The sequence below is a fragment of the Blastococcus haudaquaticus genome, from assembly GCF_900230285.1.
GTDB lineage: Bacteria > Actinomycetota > Actinomycetes > Mycobacteriales > Geodermatophilaceae > Blastococcus_B > Blastococcus_B haudaquaticus.
This window is the reverse complement of the sequence record NZ_OCNK01000002.1, coordinates 572,293-588,719: the sequence shown is the minus strand read 5'-3', so window position 1 is coordinate 588,719 and position 16,427 is coordinate 572,293. Positions and strand designations below refer to the sequence as shown.

Annotated in this window: 11 protein-coding genes; 5 read left to right on the top strand and 6 right to left on the bottom strand. The window is 74.8% G+C overall.

The genetic code is table 11. From position 1 onward, the window contains the following. The first annotated feature begins 63 nt into the window (after nt 1–63). Nucleotides 64–687 carry an SGNH/GDSL hydrolase family protein gene (locus CRP30_RS09435; protein WP_097183665.1) on the top strand — a complete coding sequence of 208 codons (624 nt, stop codon included), beginning with the start codon at nt 64–66 and terminating at the stop codon, nt 685–687. Here CRP30_RS09435 and CRP30_RS09430 read toward each other — a convergent pair. From CRP30_RS09430 to CRP30_RS09420, 3 genes are all read right to left on the bottom strand, one after another. Next, the gene (locus CRP30_RS09430) at nt 684–3,545 is read right to left on the bottom strand and encodes an FAD-binding and (Fe-S)-binding domain-containing protein (RefSeq protein ID WP_097183664.1); all 2,862 of its coding nucleotides are present in this window, start codon (nt 3,543–3,545) and stop codon (nt 684–686) included. The genes CRP30_RS09435 and CRP30_RS09430 overlap by 4 nt on opposite strands. A 127-nt stretch (nt 3,546–3,672) precedes the next feature. Beyond that, on the bottom strand, nt 3,673–4,071 hold the full coding sequence (locus CRP30_RS09425; protein ID WP_097183663.1) for a cupin domain-containing protein: 399 nt from the start codon (nt 4,069–4,071) through the stop codon (nt 3,673–3,675). A 120-nt stretch (nt 4,072–4,191) separates the two neighbouring features. Further along, nucleotides 4,192–5,454 carry a polysaccharide biosynthesis protein gene (locus tag CRP30_RS09420; RefSeq protein WP_097183662.1) on the bottom strand — a complete coding sequence of 421 codons (1,263 nt, stop codon included), beginning with the start codon at nt 5,452–5,454 and terminating at the stop codon, nt 4,192–4,194. A 69-nt stretch (nt 5,455–5,523) separates the two neighbouring features. On the opposite strand from CRP30_RS09420, the gene CRP30_RS22265 reads away from it, so the two are divergent. Next, nucleotides 5,524–7,281, top strand: coding sequence for an MmpA family trehalose lipid delivery protein (locus CRP30_RS22265; RefSeq protein ID WP_143278433.1), 1,758 nt, complete (start codon nt 5,524–5,526; stop codon nt 7,279–7,281). Here the strand turns inward: CRP30_RS22265 and CRP30_RS09410 are convergent. Then, nucleotides 7,173–8,564, bottom strand: coding sequence for a glycosyltransferase family 4 protein (locus CRP30_RS09410; protein WP_200814641.1), 1,392 nt, complete (start codon nt 8,562–8,564; stop codon nt 7,173–7,175). The genes CRP30_RS22265 and CRP30_RS09410 overlap by 109 nt on opposite strands. Nucleotides 8,565–8,633: 69 nt before the next feature. On the opposite strand from CRP30_RS09410, the gene CRP30_RS09405 reads away from it, so the two are divergent. Together CRP30_RS09405 and pgfA are read left to right on the top strand one after the other, a co-directional pair. After that, complete coding sequence (locus CRP30_RS09405) at nt 8,634–9,359, top strand: class I SAM-dependent methyltransferase (protein WP_097183660.1); 726 nt, start codon at nt 8,634–8,636, stop codon at nt 9,357–9,359. Nucleotides 9,360–9,565: 206 nt separating this feature from the next. Then, on the top strand, nt 9,566–10,543 hold the full coding sequence (gene pgfA, locus CRP30_RS09400; protein WP_097183659.1) for a cell envelope lipid trafficking protein PgfA: 978 nt from the start codon (nt 9,566–9,568) through the stop codon (nt 10,541–10,543). 122 nt (nt 10,544–10,665) lie between these two features. Here pgfA and CRP30_RS22750 read toward each other — a convergent pair whose 3' ends face one another. After that, the gene (locus tag CRP30_RS22750) at nt 10,666–14,637 is read right to left on the bottom strand and encodes an alpha-(1->3)-arabinofuranosyltransferase domain-containing protein (protein ID WP_304528900.1); all 3,972 of its coding nucleotides are present in this window, start codon (nt 14,635–14,637) and stop codon (nt 10,666–10,668) included. A gap of 190 nt (nt 14,638–14,827) precedes the next feature. On the opposite strand from CRP30_RS22750, the gene CRP30_RS09390 reads away from it, so the two are divergent. Next, nucleotides 14,828–15,556: a class I SAM-dependent methyltransferase gene (locus CRP30_RS09390; protein ID WP_200814640.1), complete on the top strand. Its 729-nt coding sequence runs from the start codon at nt 14,828–14,830 to the stop codon at nt 15,554–15,556. Here the strand turns inward: CRP30_RS09390 and CRP30_RS09385 are convergent. Then, nucleotides 15,480–16,385 (bottom strand): class I SAM-dependent methyltransferase, encoded by a 906-nt coding sequence (locus tag CRP30_RS09385; protein WP_097183657.1) that lies wholly within the window; start codon nt 16,383–16,385, stop codon nt 15,480–15,482. The two genes, CRP30_RS09390 and CRP30_RS09385, sit on opposite strands and share 77 nt — an antisense overlap. Nucleotides 16,386–16,427: the final 42 nt, after the last annotated feature.

The window sequence follows — 16,427 nt, the reverse complement described above, 5'->3', positions numbered from 1 at the left end:
CAACGGTCAGCAGACCTGATCCTCACGGGAAATCCGGGGGCGGCTCGAGGTGTTGGACCTGTCGTGGCCTCCACTCCGCTCCGTCTGCTCGTCCTGGGTGACTCCATCGCTTTCGGTACCGGGGCGGCGCGCGCCGAGGACACCCTCGGCCGCCGGATCACCGCCACCCTGACCCGCGACGGGTTCGACGTCGACCTGCACGTGCTGGCCGTGCCCGGCGCCGTCTCCGCCGACCTCGCCGCACAGGTCCGGCGCGCCGAGCCGCTGGACGCCGACCTCGCCGTCGTGGTCATCGGGGCCAACGACCTCGCCCGCTTCGTCCCGCCGGAGCAGGCCGCCCGTGCCCTCGCCACGGCGGTCGGAGCGCTGCGGTCGCGCGGCACCGACGTCGTCGTCGTCCCGGCACCGGACATGTCGTCGGTGCCGTTCATCCCGCCGGCCTTCCGGGCCCTGGTCCGCGCCGCGTGCGTGCAGCTGCAGCAGCGCCAGGCCGAGGTCGTGGAGGCGGCCGGCGGATCGGTCGCCGGCGTGGCCGCCGAGGTCGCCAGTGCCTTCGCCGCCGACCCGGCGATGTTCTCCGGCGACCGGTTCCACCCCTCGTCGGCCGGCTACGCGCGCATCGCGGCGGCCCTCACGCCGGCCGTGCTGGACGCCGCCCGCGCGCGCAGGGACGACGCCGCCGCCTAGCGCTGGTCGGGCAGCCGTCGGGCCAGCAGCTCGGCGAGGTGCAGACCCCGGCGGCCGGCGAGCTGGTCCAGCTGGGTCCGGCAGGAGAACCCGTCGGCGAGGACGACGGCGTCGTCGCCGAGGCCCTCGACGGCGGGCAGCAGCTGCTGGCCGGCGATCGTCACCGAGACGTCGTGGTGGCCGCGCTCGACGCCCCAGTTGCCGGCGAGGCCGCAGCACCCGCCGAGCCGGGTCACCCGGGCGCCGGCGGAGGCGAGCAGATCGGCGTCGGCCGACCACCCCATCACCGACGCGTGGTGGCAGTGCGGCTGCGCCACCACCTCGAGCCCGTCCAGCGACGGCGGGGTCCAGCCCGGGGTGTCCGCGAGCAGCTCGGCGAGCGTGCGGGTCGCGGCGGCCACGCGCTCGGCCGCCGGCCCGCCGACCAGCTCCACCGCCTCGCCGCGCAGCGCGGCGGTGCAGGAGGGCTCCACCCCGACGATGGGGATGCCCGCGTCGGCCAGCGGGACCAGCGCCTCGACGGTCGAGCCGAGGATCCGGCGCGCGGCGTCCAGCTGGCCGGTGGTGATCCAGGTCAGCCCGCAGCAGGTGTCGGCACCGGGCACCTGGACGCGGTAGCCGGCCGCCTCCAGCACCCGGGCGACCGCGAGCGCGACCTCGGGCGCGAAGTGGTCGGTGAAGGAGTCCACCCACAGGGCCACCGGCGTGCCCGCTCCGGCCGGGGCGGGACGCTCGGCCCACTGCCGGCGGAACGTCCGCGTGGCGAAGGGCGGGACGTCCCGACGCTGATCCATGCCGGCCGACCACTTCGCCAGCCGCCCGCCCAGCCGTGACCGCAGCACGCCGTTGACCAGGCGCGGGGCGCGGGCGGCGAGGTCGGCCCAGCGGGGCAGCTGCCCCAGCGTGTAGTGCGCGCGCGGGCGCAGCCGGCGCCGGTAGGACTGGTGCAGCACCTCGGCCTTGTAGGACGCCATGTCCACGCCCGTCGGGCAGTCGCGGGAGCACCCCTTGCAGGACAGGCAGAGGTCGAGGGCGCCGTGCACCTCCGGCGAGCGCCAGTCGGTGACCGGTCCGCCGGGGGCGAGCATCTCCTGCAGCACGCGCGCCCGGCCGCGGGTCGAGTCCTTCTCCTCCCGGGTGGCCGGCCAGGACGGGCACATGACGCCACCGGACGACTGCAGGTCGGCGCGGCACTTGCCGACGCCGGTGCAGCGGTGCACGGCCGCCGAGAAGTCGCCGCCGTCGTGCCGGTACGCCAGCGCGAGCCGCTCCCGCACGACCGGGGCGGCCGCCATGCGGACGTCGTCGTCCAGCCGTGCGGGCCGGACCAGGACGCCGGGGTTGAGGACGTCGTCGGGGTCGAAGACCGCCTTCACCCGCTCGAACAGGCTGATGGCCCCGGGTGAGTACATGAAGGGCAGGAGCTCGCTGCGCGCGCGGCCGTCGCCGTGCTCGCCGGAGAGCGAGCCGCCGTAACCCGACACCAGCCGGGCGGCGTCCTCCACGAACGCGCGGTACCGCGCCCGCCCCCGGTCGGGCTCGCTGCCCGAGCCGAACGGGAAGTCGATCCGGCCGTGGACGCAGCCGTCGCCGAAGTGCCCGTAGGGGACGCACTGGAGGCCGTGCTGGTCGAGCAGCGCCTCGAACTCGCGCAGGTAGGCGCCCAGCCGCTCCGGCGGCACGGCGGTGTCCTCCCAGCCGGCGTGGGCCGGGTGCCCGTCGGAGGTGCGGGCCGCGAGCCCCGCGCCGTCCTCGCGGATCCGCCAGATGGCGGCCGCCTCGGCGGGGTCGGTCACGACGAGGGAGTCCAGCGCCCCGGCATCCGCGAGGACCCGGGCCGCCTTGTCGCGGACCTCGGCGACGCTGTCGCCGGTGAGCTCCACGACCAGCCAGCCGTCGCCCCGCGGCAGGTCGGGGACGACGGCGGCGGGGACGTCGCGCAGCCGCTGCACCATGCGGGCGTCCAGGCCTTCCACCGCCGTCGGCCCGTGGGGGAGGAGCCCAGGGGTGGCGTCGGCCGCCTCGGGCATCGACGGGTAGCCCAGCACGACCAGTCCCCGGAACGGGGCGTCGGTGACCAGCCGCACGGTCGCGCCCAGCACCAGCGCGAGGGTGCCCTCGCTGCCGACCAGCGCCCGGGCGACGTCGAAGCCGCGCTCCGGGAGCAGGTGCTCCAGCGAGTAGCCCGACACCTGGCGGCCGAAGCGGCCGAACTCGGTGCGCAGCATGGCGAGCTCGCCCGCGACGAGCCCGTGCAGACCGGCGAGCACGCCGTCCCGCGGCTGCGTCCCCGTCTGCAGCGTCAGCCGCTCGCCGCCACCCGTGACGACGTCCAGGCCCACCACGTTGTCGGCGGTGCGGCCGTAGCCCAGCGCCCGGGAGCCGCAGGCGTTGTTGCCGATCATGCCGCCGACCGTGCAGCGGTTGTGCGTGCTCGGGTCGGGCCCGAACCGGAGGCCCGAGGGGCGGGCCGCCGCCTGCAGCGACGCCTGCACGACGCCCGGGTCGACGGTCGCCGTGCGCGCCTCCTCGTCGACGGCGTGCACCCGGTGCAGGTACCGGCTCGTGTCCAGCACGACACCGGGGCCGACCGCGTTGCCGGCGATCGAGGTGCCGGCACCGCGGGCGGTGAGGGGGACGCCGAGGGAGCGGCAGACCTCGAGCGTCGCGACCATCTCGTCGACGTGCCGGGGCCGGACGACGGCGCGGGGGAGCACCCGGTACAGCGAGGCGTCGGAGGAGTACAGCGCGCGGGCCAGGCCGGAGTCGTCGACGTCACCGATCCCGGCGGCCCGGAGAGCGGCGACCAGTTCCCGTGCGGTGTCGGGGTGCGCGGGAGCGGAGTCGGTCGCCGTCATGGTGCGAGTCTCCCGTCGCGGCGGCGGAGCCAGCCACCCGGTACCGGAGGACCGCCCGCCGGAGGGCGATCCGCGCCGGACCCGGGGCCGGATCCGGCCCCGGGTCCGGGTGATGGCGGCCGGGTGATCAGGAGGCCGGGGGCTCGTCCTTGCCCTCTTCCTCGAGGCGGTCGGCCTCCTCCTTGGTCGTGTGCACCGCGCCGTCGGCGTGCTCCGGCGGGCCGTAGACGGTGTAGAGGATCAGCGGGTTCTGGCCGGTGTTGAGGAAGTTGTGCTTCTTGCCTGCGGGCACGACGACGAGGTCGCCCTGGGCCACCTGCTTGGTCGAGCCGGACACCTTGGCCTCGCCGGTGCCGCTGACGAAGGTGAGGATCTGGTCCACCTCGTGGACCTCCTCGCCGATCTCGCCGCCCGGCGGGATGGTCATGATGACGAGCTGGGTGTGCTCGCCGGTCCAGAGGACGCGGCGGAAGTCCGGGCTCTTCTCGGCCTCGGTCGCGATCGTGTAGTGGATGACGGACGCCATGGACGGCGCTCCTTTCGTGGGCGGGTCGTGCTGCCCGGACCCAGGTCGCGTCCGGGCAGGTGGTGACCTGCTCCTGCCCCTCGCCGCGCCGGAGTAGTCGTCCTCCGCGGGCGAAGTTGATCACCGCTCGGGTGACAACGGCCGGGTGCGGAGCAGCCCGGCACCCACCAGGAGGACTGCGGTGAGGACGGCGGTTCCGGCGAGGCTCACCACGGTCAGCCGGCCGGTGGCCGAGAGGACCGAGACGACGACCGCCTCGATCACGGCGGCCACCCAGACGGACCCGACCGCCACCCGGTCGGCTGCGGCGATGCCCGAGTAGAGGAGCAGCTGGGCGAGGGCGAGCCCGGTGCCGAGGGCGGCGAACAGCGAGGCCGCCGTGCCCAGCGCATCGCCGTACGCGGACCCCCCGACGAGCGGCAGTGCGGCGGACCCGAGTGCGGCGGTGCCGAGCGTGAGCACCGCCCCGACGCCCGCGACCACGGCGAGCGCCGACGGCAGCGATCGCCTCCGGTGCGCCTCGTCGGCCAGCCGGGGGAGGAGGACGACCCCGACGCCCTGGGGCAGCCAGAAGGCGATCTTGGTGACGATCGAGCCCACGGCGTACTCGCCCGCGTGCCCGGCGGTCAGGTGGTGACGGGCGAGCAGCAGGTCCAGGTTGAGCAGGAGGACGAACCCGAGCAGCGCCCCGGAGGCGCGCAGGGCAGCGGTGAGGGGGGTGCGCAGACCGCGCGCGACACCCGGCCGGCCGCAGGCGGCCCAGCCGGCCAGGGCCGCGACGAGGGCGGCGACGGTCATCCCGGCGAGGGCGGCGGTGGGGGTGCCGCCGACGAGCAGCCCGGCGGTGCCCCCGAGCAGCTTGGCCAGCGCGAGGAATCCGTTGACCGCGGCCAGCTGCCCGTAGCGGCCGGTGCCCTGCAGCATTCCCTGGTAGCCGGACACGAGCGTCGAGGGGACGAGCAGCGCCACGAGCCAGACCACCGCGAGGGGGTCGGGCAGGTGGAGGAGCGCCGTCAGGGGGGCGGCGGCGAGCGCCCCGGCGATGACGACGACCAGCGCGGTGACGAGCGCGCTCGCGTGCAGCCGGGCGAGGACGAGGGGGGAGCGGCGGCCCGCGACCCCGCCCAGGTGCAAGGCGGCCGCGGTCTGCAGCCCGGTGGCCGGCACCGTGCCGACCAGCAGGACGCCCAGCAGCGCGGCCAGCTCCCCGAAGGCCGCGGGGACGAGCAGCCGGGCGGCGACGAGGGTGAACGCGTACGCCAGGGCGTTGGCCCCGAGGAACGCCACCGACACCAGGGCCGCCGGTCCCAGGAGACGGCGGGACGGTGGTGCGGGGGCGGTTCCGTCGACCACGCCGTCCGGACGGATGAGCGGCTGGGCCACGTCCGCCGCCTACGCTGCGCCTCGGCCGGGGACCCGGCCGGAGCGGTACGGGACGTGGACGGGGGAGCGGTGGACGGGGGTGCGGTGGACGCGGGCTGGACCCGACCCGAGCCGTCGCCCTGGGCCGCCCGCGTGCTGGCCCTGGTGGTCGCCGTGCTGGTGACGGCGCCCGCGCTGGCGCCCGGCTACGTCCTCCTCCGGGACATGGTCTTCGTTCCGCGCCAGGACCTCGACCTCGATGCCCTCGGTCTCGGCGGCGGCCTTCCCCGGGCCGTTCCGGTCGACGGCGTGATGGCCCTGCTGACGGCGGTCGTGCCGGGCGACCTGGTGCAGAAGGCGGTGCTGCTCGCCGCCGTGTACGCCGCGGTGCTGGGTGCCGCACGCCTCGTCCCGCCCGGCCCGGACGGTCGCCGCGGGCTGGCCGGCATAGTCGGCGGGCTGGTCTACGGGTGGAGCCCATACGTCGCGGAGCGGCTGCTCATCGGCCACTGGGCGCTGCTGCTGGCCTACGCCGCGCTGCCCTGGATCGCGCTCGCCGCGCTGCGGGTGCGCGCCGGCGAGCCGCGGTCGACGGCCCGGCTGGTCCTGGCCGTGGCACCTGCCGCGCTCACCCCCACGGGCGCGCTGCTCGCCGCGGGCGTCGTGCTGGTGCTCGTCGGCCGGCGACGCCTGCTCCCCGCGGGCGGGACGGTTCTGCTCCTGTCGCTGCCGTGGATCGCCGCCGGGGTGCTGCACCCCGCCGGCGGCGCGTCGGACCCCGCCGGCGTGGCCGCCTTCGCCGCCCGGGGCGAGGGGTGGGGCGGCGCGCTCCTCGCCCTGCTCGGCACCGGAGGTATCTGGAACGCCGACGCAGTGCCGGGCAGCCGTGCGTCGCCGCTGCTGCCCCTGGTCACGCTCCTGCTGGTGGCCCTCGCCGTCACCGGCTGGGCGGCGCACGGCGACGGCCGGCGAGCGCCCGGGTCCCGGCTGCTGGTGCTGGGGGCGTGCGGCCTCCTGCTGGCATTGGCCGGGAGCGTGCCCGGGCTGCGGGAGGTGCTGGAGGCGGCCGTGCGGTCGGTCCCGGGCGCCGGGCTCCTGCGCGACGGGCAGAAGTGGATCGCCTGGTGGGCCCTGCCGCTGGCCGTGGGGGCCGGCCTCGGTGCGCGCCGCCTCGCGGACGCGGTGCGCGAGCGGAGCGGTCTCCCCGGTGCGGCCGGCCTGCTGGGCGCGGCCGCGGTGCTGCTGCCGCTCATCGCTGTGCCGGACCTGGTCTGGGGCGTGGGGGGACGCCTGCAGCCCGTCGAGTACCCGGGCGACTGGCAGCAGGTGCGCGACGCGCTCGCGGAGGACCCGCACCCCGGCGACGTCCTGGTGCTGCCCTTCGGCGCCTACCGCGCGTTCGACTGGAACGCCGACCGCCCGCAGCTCGACCCGGCCGCCCGCTGGCTGCCACGCCCCACGGTCACCGACGACGTCCTCGTCGTGGACGGGCGGGCGGTCGAGGGGGAGGACCTCCGGGCCCGGGCGGTGGCGGAGGTCGTCGACGAGCCGGGTGCGCTGGCGGACCTCGGCATCGGCTGGGTGCTGGTGGAGCGCGGCACCCCGGGCCGGCCGGTGCCCGATGCGGTGACCGATCTGCCGCTGGTGGTCGACGGTGCGGACCTCGCCCTCCACCGCGTGCCCGGAGCCCGTCCGGGGCCCGAACCCTCCCTCGCCCGGGTGACAGCCGTGGTGGGGTTTCACGCGTGCTGGCTGGTGATCGTGAGCGGGTCGGTGTTGTGGATCACCGCGACGCCCTCTACCGTCACGCTCCGTCGTCGCCCTCCATGGAAGCGAGTTCCAGAATGAAGACCCTGATCGCCGTGCTCATCTCCCTCGGCGGCGGGACCGCGCTCGGCGTCGCCGCTGTCGTCGGTGTCCAGGCCTCCCTCGACCCCGACAACGGCATCGAGACGACCAACGAGACGATCAACGTCCTGGACTACGGCAACCGGAACAGCTGACCCGCGGACGGCCGGCCGGGTCTCCCGCACCGCGGAGGCCAGGGCCGCGGCGAAGCCGCGCACGCTGGCCGGCCAGTGGAACGACGCCGCATGACGCGCCGCCGCCTTGCCCATGGCGAGGCGGCGGTTCTCGTTCGCCAGGAGGTCGTCGACGGCCTCCACCATCCCGTCGAGGTCGTCGACCAGGACACCGGTGACGCCGTCGACGACGGACTCGTTCAGGCCGCCGGCCGACCGGTAGCCGACGGTCGGGACCCGGTGCGAGCCGGCCTCCGTGACGACCAGCCCCCAGCCCTCCTTGACCGAGGGGCACAGGTGCACCCAGGCGCGGGCCAGTTCCTCGTGCTTGGCCTGCTCGTCGACGTGACCGGTGAAGTCCACGACGTCGTCGACCCCGAGTGCGACAGCCCGGGCCCGGAGCTCGGCATCCCACCACCCCTCGCCGACCACCGACAGGCGCAGGTCCGGCCACCGGTCGCGGAGCCGGGCCACCACCTCGATGGCGTGCTCCACCCGCTTGTGGGGGACCAGCCGGCCGAGCACGACCAGGTGCGGTGCCGCCGAGCGGACCGAGGTGACCGGCAGCGGCGGTTCCACGCCGTTGCGCACCAGGGAGAGCCGCCCGCGGTCGATGCCGAGCCCGGCCAGCTCCTCGGCCGTGGCGGTCGACACCGTCACGTAGCGGCTGCGGCGGTAGATCCTCGGCGCCAGCACCGACTCCACCCACCATCCGATGGCGCCACCCACCCGTCCGAACACGATCGGCCACTGCTCCCGGTGCACGTGGTGGACCAGGTTGACGACGGGGCGCCGGGTGACGAGGGGGCTGGCGAAGGGCAGGCCGTTCTGCACGTCGACCACCAGCCGCGGGCGTGTGCGCAGCACGTGCCGGAGGGCGCGCGGGTAGACGCCGAGCCGGCCGCCGCGGCGGACGATCCGCACGCCGCCGAGCATCTCCTCGGCGGGAGCGCGGTCGTGGGCGGCGCAGAACAGCTCGACGGTCAGGCCGGCACCCGCCAGCCCCTCCGCCATGCGGTGGACGTAGCGTTCCGAGCCCCCGCCTTCGGGGTGGGAGACGTCCCGCCAGTTGACGAACAGGACGTCGATCGACGTTGATCGGGAAAGCACCGCGGGAGCCTACCGCCCAGTAACTACGGGTCCACCAGCCATTCACCGCAAAGAAGGGGGCCGCCCGAAATGGCTCGCGCAGCCACATTGTCCCGTTCGGTCTCGCTTTTCCAGGCATTTCTGCGCGAGCAGTCGGACCCCGACCTCTTCTACGGGGTGCTCGCCGAGGACTCCGTGCGGCAGCTGAGCGAGCACGTACCGCTGGACGGCGCCACGGTGCTCGACGTCGGCGGTGGTCCCGGGTACTTCGCCGATGCCTTCCGGGGCGCCGGAGCCACCTACGTCGGACTCGAGCCGGACGCGGGGGAGATGGTCGCCCGGGGCGAGCCGCAGCCGGGCACGGTCCGGGCGAGCGGTGAGGCGCTCCCGATCCGATCGGCGGCCGTGGACGTCTGCTACTCGTCCAACGTCCTGGAACACGTCCGGTCGCCGTGGACCATGACGGCCGAGATGGTGCGGGTGACCAGGCCCGGGGGCACGGTCTTCCTGTCCTTCACACCCTGGCTCTCGCCGCACGGCGGCCACGAGACGGGGCCGTGGCACTACCTCGGCGGCATGCGCGCCCGTCGCCGCTACGCCGCCCGCCACGGTCGCGAGCCGAAGAACCGGTTCGGGGAGTCGCTGTTCCCGGTCTCGGTGGGCGGGGCGCTGCGCTGGGCCCGGAACTGCCCGGACGTGGACGTCGTCGCCCGCTACCCCCGCTACCACCCGTGGTGGGCCACCTGGGTCGTCGCGGTGCCGGGCCTGCGCGAACTCGTGTCGTGGAACCTCGTCATCGTGATGCGGCGCCGCTGACCGGTCGCGGAACTCGCTGGTACGGGACGGTATCAGCGACGTCGGCGTCACCCACCCGGGTGACTGCGTTCACCCTGGTACGCGGCGGTACCCCGTCGCCGGTACGGCGGAGTACCAGCAGGTATTGGACGGCGCCCTACTCGCCAGTAGTGTTGCGTCGCTGCGACGCAAAGGTGCTGTCGCGACGAGCTTGAGGAGCAATCGGCATGCGTGGACGCGCCATCGGGCTGGTACTGCTGGGTCTGGGAGCGTTCCTGCTCGCCGGTGCCCTGGCGGTCCGCCTGTTCCTGGAGCCGACCCTGGTCAAGCTCCCGCTGGACCAGACGGCCAGCCCGACCGCCCAGGGCACCGAGGTCGAGTTCTTCAGCATCGGCGAGCAGGCGCAGCTCGAGGGTCTCGAGGCCGACGTCCGCCAGCAGGTCCAGGGTGACCCGAGCTCCGCGGCCGCCGGCGACGACGTCGCCGTCTGGAACTTCGGTTCGACGATCACCGGCGAGGACGGCACCGTGCTGAACGCGGGCACCTACCGCGTGTGCATCGACCGTCGCGAGGCCGTGGCCGTCGACTGCGACGTCGACCACGTCGACTACGACGACGACGTGGCCGTCGAGGGCCTCACGCTGACCTTCCCCTTCGGCACCGAGCAGAAGGACTACGACGTCTTCAACTCGACGACGCGGCAGGCCTTCCCCGCGACGTTCGAGGCCGTGGAGGAGCTCGAGGGCCTCGAGGTCTACCGCTTCGAGATGTCCGTCCCCGAGACCGTCGTCCGCGAGCTCGACGTGCCGGCCTCCTTCGCCGGCTCCGACGAGGCGGGCACGGTGACCGCGGAGGTCGTCTACTCCAACCAGCGCACCATCTGGGTCGAGCCCACCAGCGGCGTCATCGTGACCTCCGAGGAGAGCCCGAACACCGTCCTGCGCGGTCCCGAGGGCACGATCGGCGCCACGATCCTCGCGGGCAACTTCGCCGGTTCGCAGGAGACCATCTCGGACGGCGTCGAGCGGGCCGAGGACATCCGAGGTCAGATCTCCCTGGTCAAGACGGTCCTGCCGCTGACCATGGCCGTCGTCGGGCTGCTGCTGCTCGTCGTCGGTGCCCTGCTGCTGGCCCGCAAGGCACGCGCCGGTGCCCACCGCGACGACGACCGGGCCGACACCCGCGAGGTCGCCCAGGTCGGCTGACCCCGGGGGACCGCATCGCCCGACGGGCGGTGACCGTCCCCGCTGGACCGCACGACTACGCCGGCGGTCGGATCCGGAACTCCCGGACCCGGCCGCCGGCGTCGTGTCGCGGTGCGGCCCGGTCAGCTCGCGTCGGCCGCGCGAGCGCCAGGTTCCCGGAGCCGCAGTCCCCGCAGCCGCAGTCCCCGGACCGGGACGAGGCCGGAGAGCAGCAGCCCGAGCCCGAGCGCGGCGGCCGTGTCGGCCCAGGGGCCGGGCACGCCGGCTGCCAGGCCGGAGGACGTCGCGACGAGCACGCCGCTGCCGACCAGGGCGACCACGCCGGCGGCCGTGGCGTGACGGCGCACGGGCGGCACCAGACCGGCTGTCCACCCGACGACCAGCGGGATGCCTGCCACGACCACGCCCACCGCGCCGAGGAGCACGGCGAGCCCGACCGGGAGCGCGCGCGTCGGTGCGGCCGGCAGGACCCGGTGCCCGTCGGGATCACTGGAGCGCCGCGGACCGGTGGCCGCCAGCACCACGAGGGCTCCGGCGAGCGCGAGGCCCACCAGGAGCCACGCCCGGTACCACCGGTCGGCCGCGAACACGACCTCGACGGTTCCCGAGCTGCCGGCGGGGACGAGGTAGCCCTGCTGCCAGCCGTCGACGACGACGGACTCCAGCGGCCGGCCGTCCAGGGTCGCCCGCCACCCGGCGTTGACGTTCTCGGTGATCCGAAGGACCGCCTCCGGCCCGGTCGACACGGACAGGACGCGCCGGGCATCGGACCACGAGACGACGTCGACGCCGGCCGCCTCGTCGGGCGCCTGGTCGGACCTTGCGGCGGTCGGCGACGGTCGGGTGGTGGGTGCCCACGTGAGCGACAGCGGCCGGAACTGCGGGGTCGGCTCGGCCAGGACCCGATGGGCACCGGTCGGCAGGGCGACCGGACCGTCGCAGACCCGCCAGGTCATGGGCGAGCCGTCCAGCAGGTCGCCGACCGTCCCGTTCACCTCGGTGCTGTGCACGGTGCCGTCGATCCGGACCTCCGGGCCGAGACCGCACACGGCGCCGGTGGGAGCGTCCTGCCACGGCTGGTGCTGGAGTCCGTCCAGGCCCTCGATGCGGAGCTCGGCGACACCGATCGGCTCCCGGGCGCCCAGGTCCGCCCGGTAGAAGGTGATCGACAGGCCGTCCCGTGCGGTCAGCGGCTCGAAGTAGCCGAAGCCGTTCAGGTCGACGTCGCGCACGCCGCCCGAGGCCTCGATGCGGGCGCGGACCGGGTCGGCGGCCGGCACGGCCGGTGCGTCGACGGCGATCCGGCTGACGGTCCGTTCGCCGGTCCAGCTGAAGGCGAGGGTCGCCTCGTCGTCCTCGGGATCGGCCAGCCACGGCGTCTCGGCCCGACCGTCGAAGGCGAAGGCCCCGGAGACGGACGGATCGTCCCCGAAGACCGATCCGGCGGTGACGACGGCGGAGCCGCCGAGCGGCCCGAGCAGCGCGGCGGCGGCCGGCGTGGACTGCGCGACCACGGTGCCGGACAGCTCCCAGGTGCCGTCCTCGACCGTCGTGATCCGCCGGTCGAGCCCGTTCCACTCCTCTGCGGGGGCCGGCACGTCGCAGTGCGGCCCGTACCCGATGTCGACGCACGCCCGGCGCGGTGTCTCGGCGCCGAGCAGGACCGTGGTGTCGGCGCCGACGGCGCGCGGGACGTCCAGGGTGCGGCCCGGCGAGGTGCCGGGGAGCTGGATCTCGCTGATGCCCACCGGGGCCGTCTGGCCGGGGCCGGGCGCCACCGCGGTCACCGTGACGCGCACGCGGGCCACGGGGGTGCTGGGGAGCGCCACCACGAGGTGCCCGTCGTCGGGGACGGCGTGCTCCTCGACGACGCCGTCGAAGGCGACCTCGACGTCCCGCACGGTGGCGTTCCCACCGCCGCCGAGGAAGGAGACGTGCAGCGCACCGCGGGTCACCGCACGGGTCAGGTCGACGTCCAGCCACTGCCCGACCGGGGGCTCGTACGCGCCGGACCGCCACGCGGTCTCCGGCCGGCCGTCGAAGGCCGCTGCCGGACCCCGCCCGGGACGGACCGGCGCGAAGTTGTCGGCATACCCCTCGGAGCTGGATGCCGTGACGTCGTCCACCGCGAGGAACTCCGCCTCGGCCGGCGCGACCGTCGTGGCTCCCGGGTAGTCGTCGGTGGGCCGGCCCTGCCGGGGGGTCGCCGAACCGGTCATCACCTCGCTGACCGAGTCGTTGATGCGCCCGAACTGCCGCTCGACCCGGCGGTACCCGTCCGTCACCACGTCCGCCGGCTCGTCCGTGCCCTGCACCGCGACGGCCTGGGACGGCGCCAGCAGACCGGCGTCGACCGCGGCGAGCACGTCCTCGGGACCACCCTCCAGGCGCACGACGTCGTCGAGGTCGACCAGGGTGGCCCGGGGGAGCACACCGCCCACCGCGTAGACGGTGATGAGGTCCTGGCTCGCGAAGCCCGTCGTCCCGAAGCCGGCCACCCGGCGGAGGCCGGGGCTGCCGGACAGCGCCCGCTCGGCCCGGTCGGCGTCCGCGGTCCTCGTCGCCTGCTGGTCGAGGTCCCGGCGGAGCACGACGTGGGTGATCCCGGCGCGCGCGAAGTACCCGGCCAGCCCGGCGCCGCCCTGCCCGGAGGCCAGCCGGCGCTCGATGGCGTCCAGCACGCGGACCGTCTGGCCCGGCGCCATCACCGACTGGCTCCTGGTCACCCAGCCGGCGTCCGCCAGGCCCTGGATCGGCTCGTCGACGGTCCAGCCCCAGGTCTGCACGCCGAAGCCGGCGCCCGGCACGACCAGGGCACGGTTGCCCGGTTGGTCGTCGAGGTACGCGGCGGTCTGCGACCAGGCCTCCGGGACGTCCGTCCAGCCGGGCATCCGCAGGCCGTTGGTGAACAGCGGTGCGGCGCCGACGAGCAGGACCGTCGCCAGGACACCCCCGACCACGCGCCGGCCGACCGCCCGGTGCCGCTCCCAGCCCCGCCGCTCCATGCGCCGCCCGACCCACCCGGCGAGCAGGACGGACGCGTGGCCGACGCCGAGCGCGAGGGGCAGCCGGACGAGCGGATCCACCTTGTGCACGTTCCGCAGGGGCGCCAGCGGGCCGTCGAGCAGCGCGCGGACCGGGTCGTCGACGAGGGAGCCGGCCAGCGACGGGTTGCCTGCGGTCAGGCAGACCAGCCCCACCACGAGGGCGAGCGCGAGCGGGAGGCGGAGGGGCATGCGCGCGTGCAGGAGGCCGACGAGCCCGAACGCCGTGACGCCCATGGCCGAAACGGCGAGCGGAGCCGACGTCACCAGGGTGTGGGCTCCCGGCCACCAGCCCTGACCGGCCACCGTGTGGTAGGCCACCCAGTGCTCCGCGCCCCGCAGGCTGTTGGCCCAGCCGGTGGGGTTCGTGGTGGCCGCGGCCGTCTCGATGTAGTCCAGGAAGGGCGGGCTGAAGCGCCCCAGGAGCAGCAGCGGGCCGATCCACCACGCGCAGGCCAGGGCGGTGCCCAGGCTCCACCAGCCGAGCAGCGCGGCACCGCCGCGTTGCCGGAGGCGAGACGCGGCCAGGAGGAAGGCGAGGGGCAGCGCGGCCAGAGTCCCGGTGGCGTTGACGCCGCTCATGAACAGGACGGCGACGCCGGACAGCAGGCCGCCCCGGCGGGCCGACAACCGCCTGGTGAGCGTCAGGACCAGCGGCAGCACCACCCAGGGGAGGACGGCCGTCGGGAGGACCTCCCCCGACAGGACGCCCACCGCCCCGAGCAGCCGCGGGGACAGGGCGTAGCAGAGGCCGGCGAGCACCGCGGCGCCCCAGGGGATGCCGAGTGCCCGGGACACCCGCCGGACGCCTTCGTAGGCGGCGATGAGCAGCAACGCCGACCAGAGGCGCTGGGTCAGCCAGTCGGGCACGTGCAGCAGGTCGGCGCCGAGGAAGAACGGACCCTGGGGGAACAGGTAGCCGTACGCCTGGTTCTGCGGGGCCCCGAGGGTGAGGGGTGTCCACATGTGCAGGGCCCGGTCGAGGAACGCGGCAGGATCCGCCGTCAGGTCGAACTTCGTGTCGAAGGTGGTCCGCCCCGGCAGCTGCAGGACCGAGCCCAGCAGCAGGAGGACCCAGACACCGGCGTTGACCCACCGCGGCGCTCCGGCGGGATCCGGGGAGGTCCGCTCCTCGTACCGCGTGGCGACTGCGCTGATGTCATCCCTCCGGGGTCTGCAGGGCCACTGCTGTAGTGTGCCGCGCGACTATAACCGTTCTCCGCCGACTGATTGGTCTCCTGTGCCGGAATACCCGCAGACGTCCGCGGACGGGCGCTTCTCGGAAATCTGGACCCTCGCGGACGACATTCCGGGATGGCTGACCGAGGCCCAGGCGGAATTGCTCCACGAACAGGCGCTCGCGCTGCCGTCCGGCTCTCTCGCGGTGGAGATGGGCAGCCATCAGGGACGTTCGACCGTGGTCCTCGCGCACGCGTTGGACCAGCGGAAGAGCCGGCTCGTGGCCATCGACCCCTTCGTCGACGGCCGCTTGTTCGGCGGTGGTCGCACGCGCATTCTCTTCGAGAAGAACATTGCCACATCCGGCGTCGCGGACGTCGTCGAATTGGTGTGCGACTACTCGACGAGTGCGCGCAAGAACTGGACCCGCGGGTTCGATCTCCTCTACATCGACGGAAAGCACGACTACTGGACCGTCGGCGACGACCTGAAATGGCGGGTGCACCTCCCGGAGGGCGCACCGGTGCTGATCCACGACTGCTTCTCCTCCATCGGGGTGACTCTGGGGATCCTCGTGCGGGTGCTTCCCTCGCGGGATCTCCGCTACGAGCGCCGCGCGGGGTCCCTGGCGCTCTTCCGGGTCGGGCGGCCGTCGGGGCGGGACCGGCTGCGGATCCTCGCCGAGCTGCCCTGGTGGCTGCGCAACGTCGTCGTCAAGATCCTGCTGCGCCTCCGCCTGCGGCCGGTGGCCCGGCTGCTCGGGCACGACTCGCCGTACGACCCGTACTGACCGGGCCGGGCTTCGGCGTCCACCGCTCGTCGGAGTAGACGCGCCGCTCCAGCAGTGCGCCGTCGCCGGTGCGGAACTCCGGACGCACGAGGTCGTCGTAGCGGAGGCGCCGGCGGCGGAGCCGGCGCTGCGTCCTCGCGGTCAGCACGTCCGTCGCCTTCTCGATGACCGCCGCCTGCAGGTCCTTGGTGTGGCCCGGCTGGGCCAGGGCGTGCGCGACCAGGGACTGCGGAACGCTGCCCTCGACGCGGTGGGGGACCGCGCCGGACCAGTGCAGCATGATCACCCGGTGCTCGAAGCGGCTGTTCAGCACCGCCTCGACGCGACGTTGCACGCCCGACCGCCGGAGGTAGTCGGCGATCTCCGCGTCGAACACCGGCGCGTCCTTGGCCGTGAACACCAGGGTCGGCGGTTCCGTCGCGGCATCCAGGCGGCACCACCAGATGTGGCTCGGGAAGTCGACGATCTTGGCGCTGGACGCCTCGGGGACCTCGATGTAGCCGGCCCGCGAGACCCGCATCAGCTCGCGCAGCACCCCGGCCGGGTCCTCGACGTGTTCCAGCAGGTTGGAGCAGATCGTGTAGTCGAACGCTCCGTCCGCGAACGGCATCGCGGCGGCATCGGCGTTGAAGAGCGGGCGGCTGATCCGGGCCCGGCCCCGACCCGACCGCTGGGCCGCGTACTCGTCACCGAGGTAGCGGTCCAGGAGCACGTCGGCGCGCCAGGACGGCTTGTCCCCGCTGCCCACGTCCAGCACCAGTGCGTCGTCGGTGACCGGGAGGGCGATGCGGCGCTGGTGGAAGACGCGCAGCGACCGCACCAGGGACATGGTCGGAGCGTACGGATCTGTGGTTACCGGCCGGTAGCCACT

What these genes read in the sequence shown, in the direction of transcription:
- CRP30_RS09405 (WP_097183660.1), top strand. Translation starts at nt 8,634, where the DNA reads ATGGCTCGCGCAGCCACATTGTCCCGTTCGGTCTCGCTTTTCCAGGCA.
- pgfA (WP_097183659.1), top strand. Translation starts at nt 9,566, where the DNA reads ATGCGTGGACGCGCCATCGGGCTGGTACTGCTGGGTCTGGGAGCGTTC.
- CRP30_RS09425 (WP_097183663.1), bottom strand. Translation starts at nt 4,071, where the DNA reads ATGGCGTCCGTCATCCACTACACGATCGCGACCGAGGCCGAGAAGAGC.
- CRP30_RS09385 (WP_097183657.1), bottom strand. Translation starts at nt 16,385, where the DNA reads ATGTCCCTGGTGCGGTCGCTGCGCGTCTTCCACCAGCGCCGCATCGCC.
- CRP30_RS09430 (WP_097183664.1), bottom strand. Translation starts at nt 3,545, where the DNA reads ATGACGGCGACCGACTCCGCTCCCGCGCACCCCGACACCGCACGGGAA.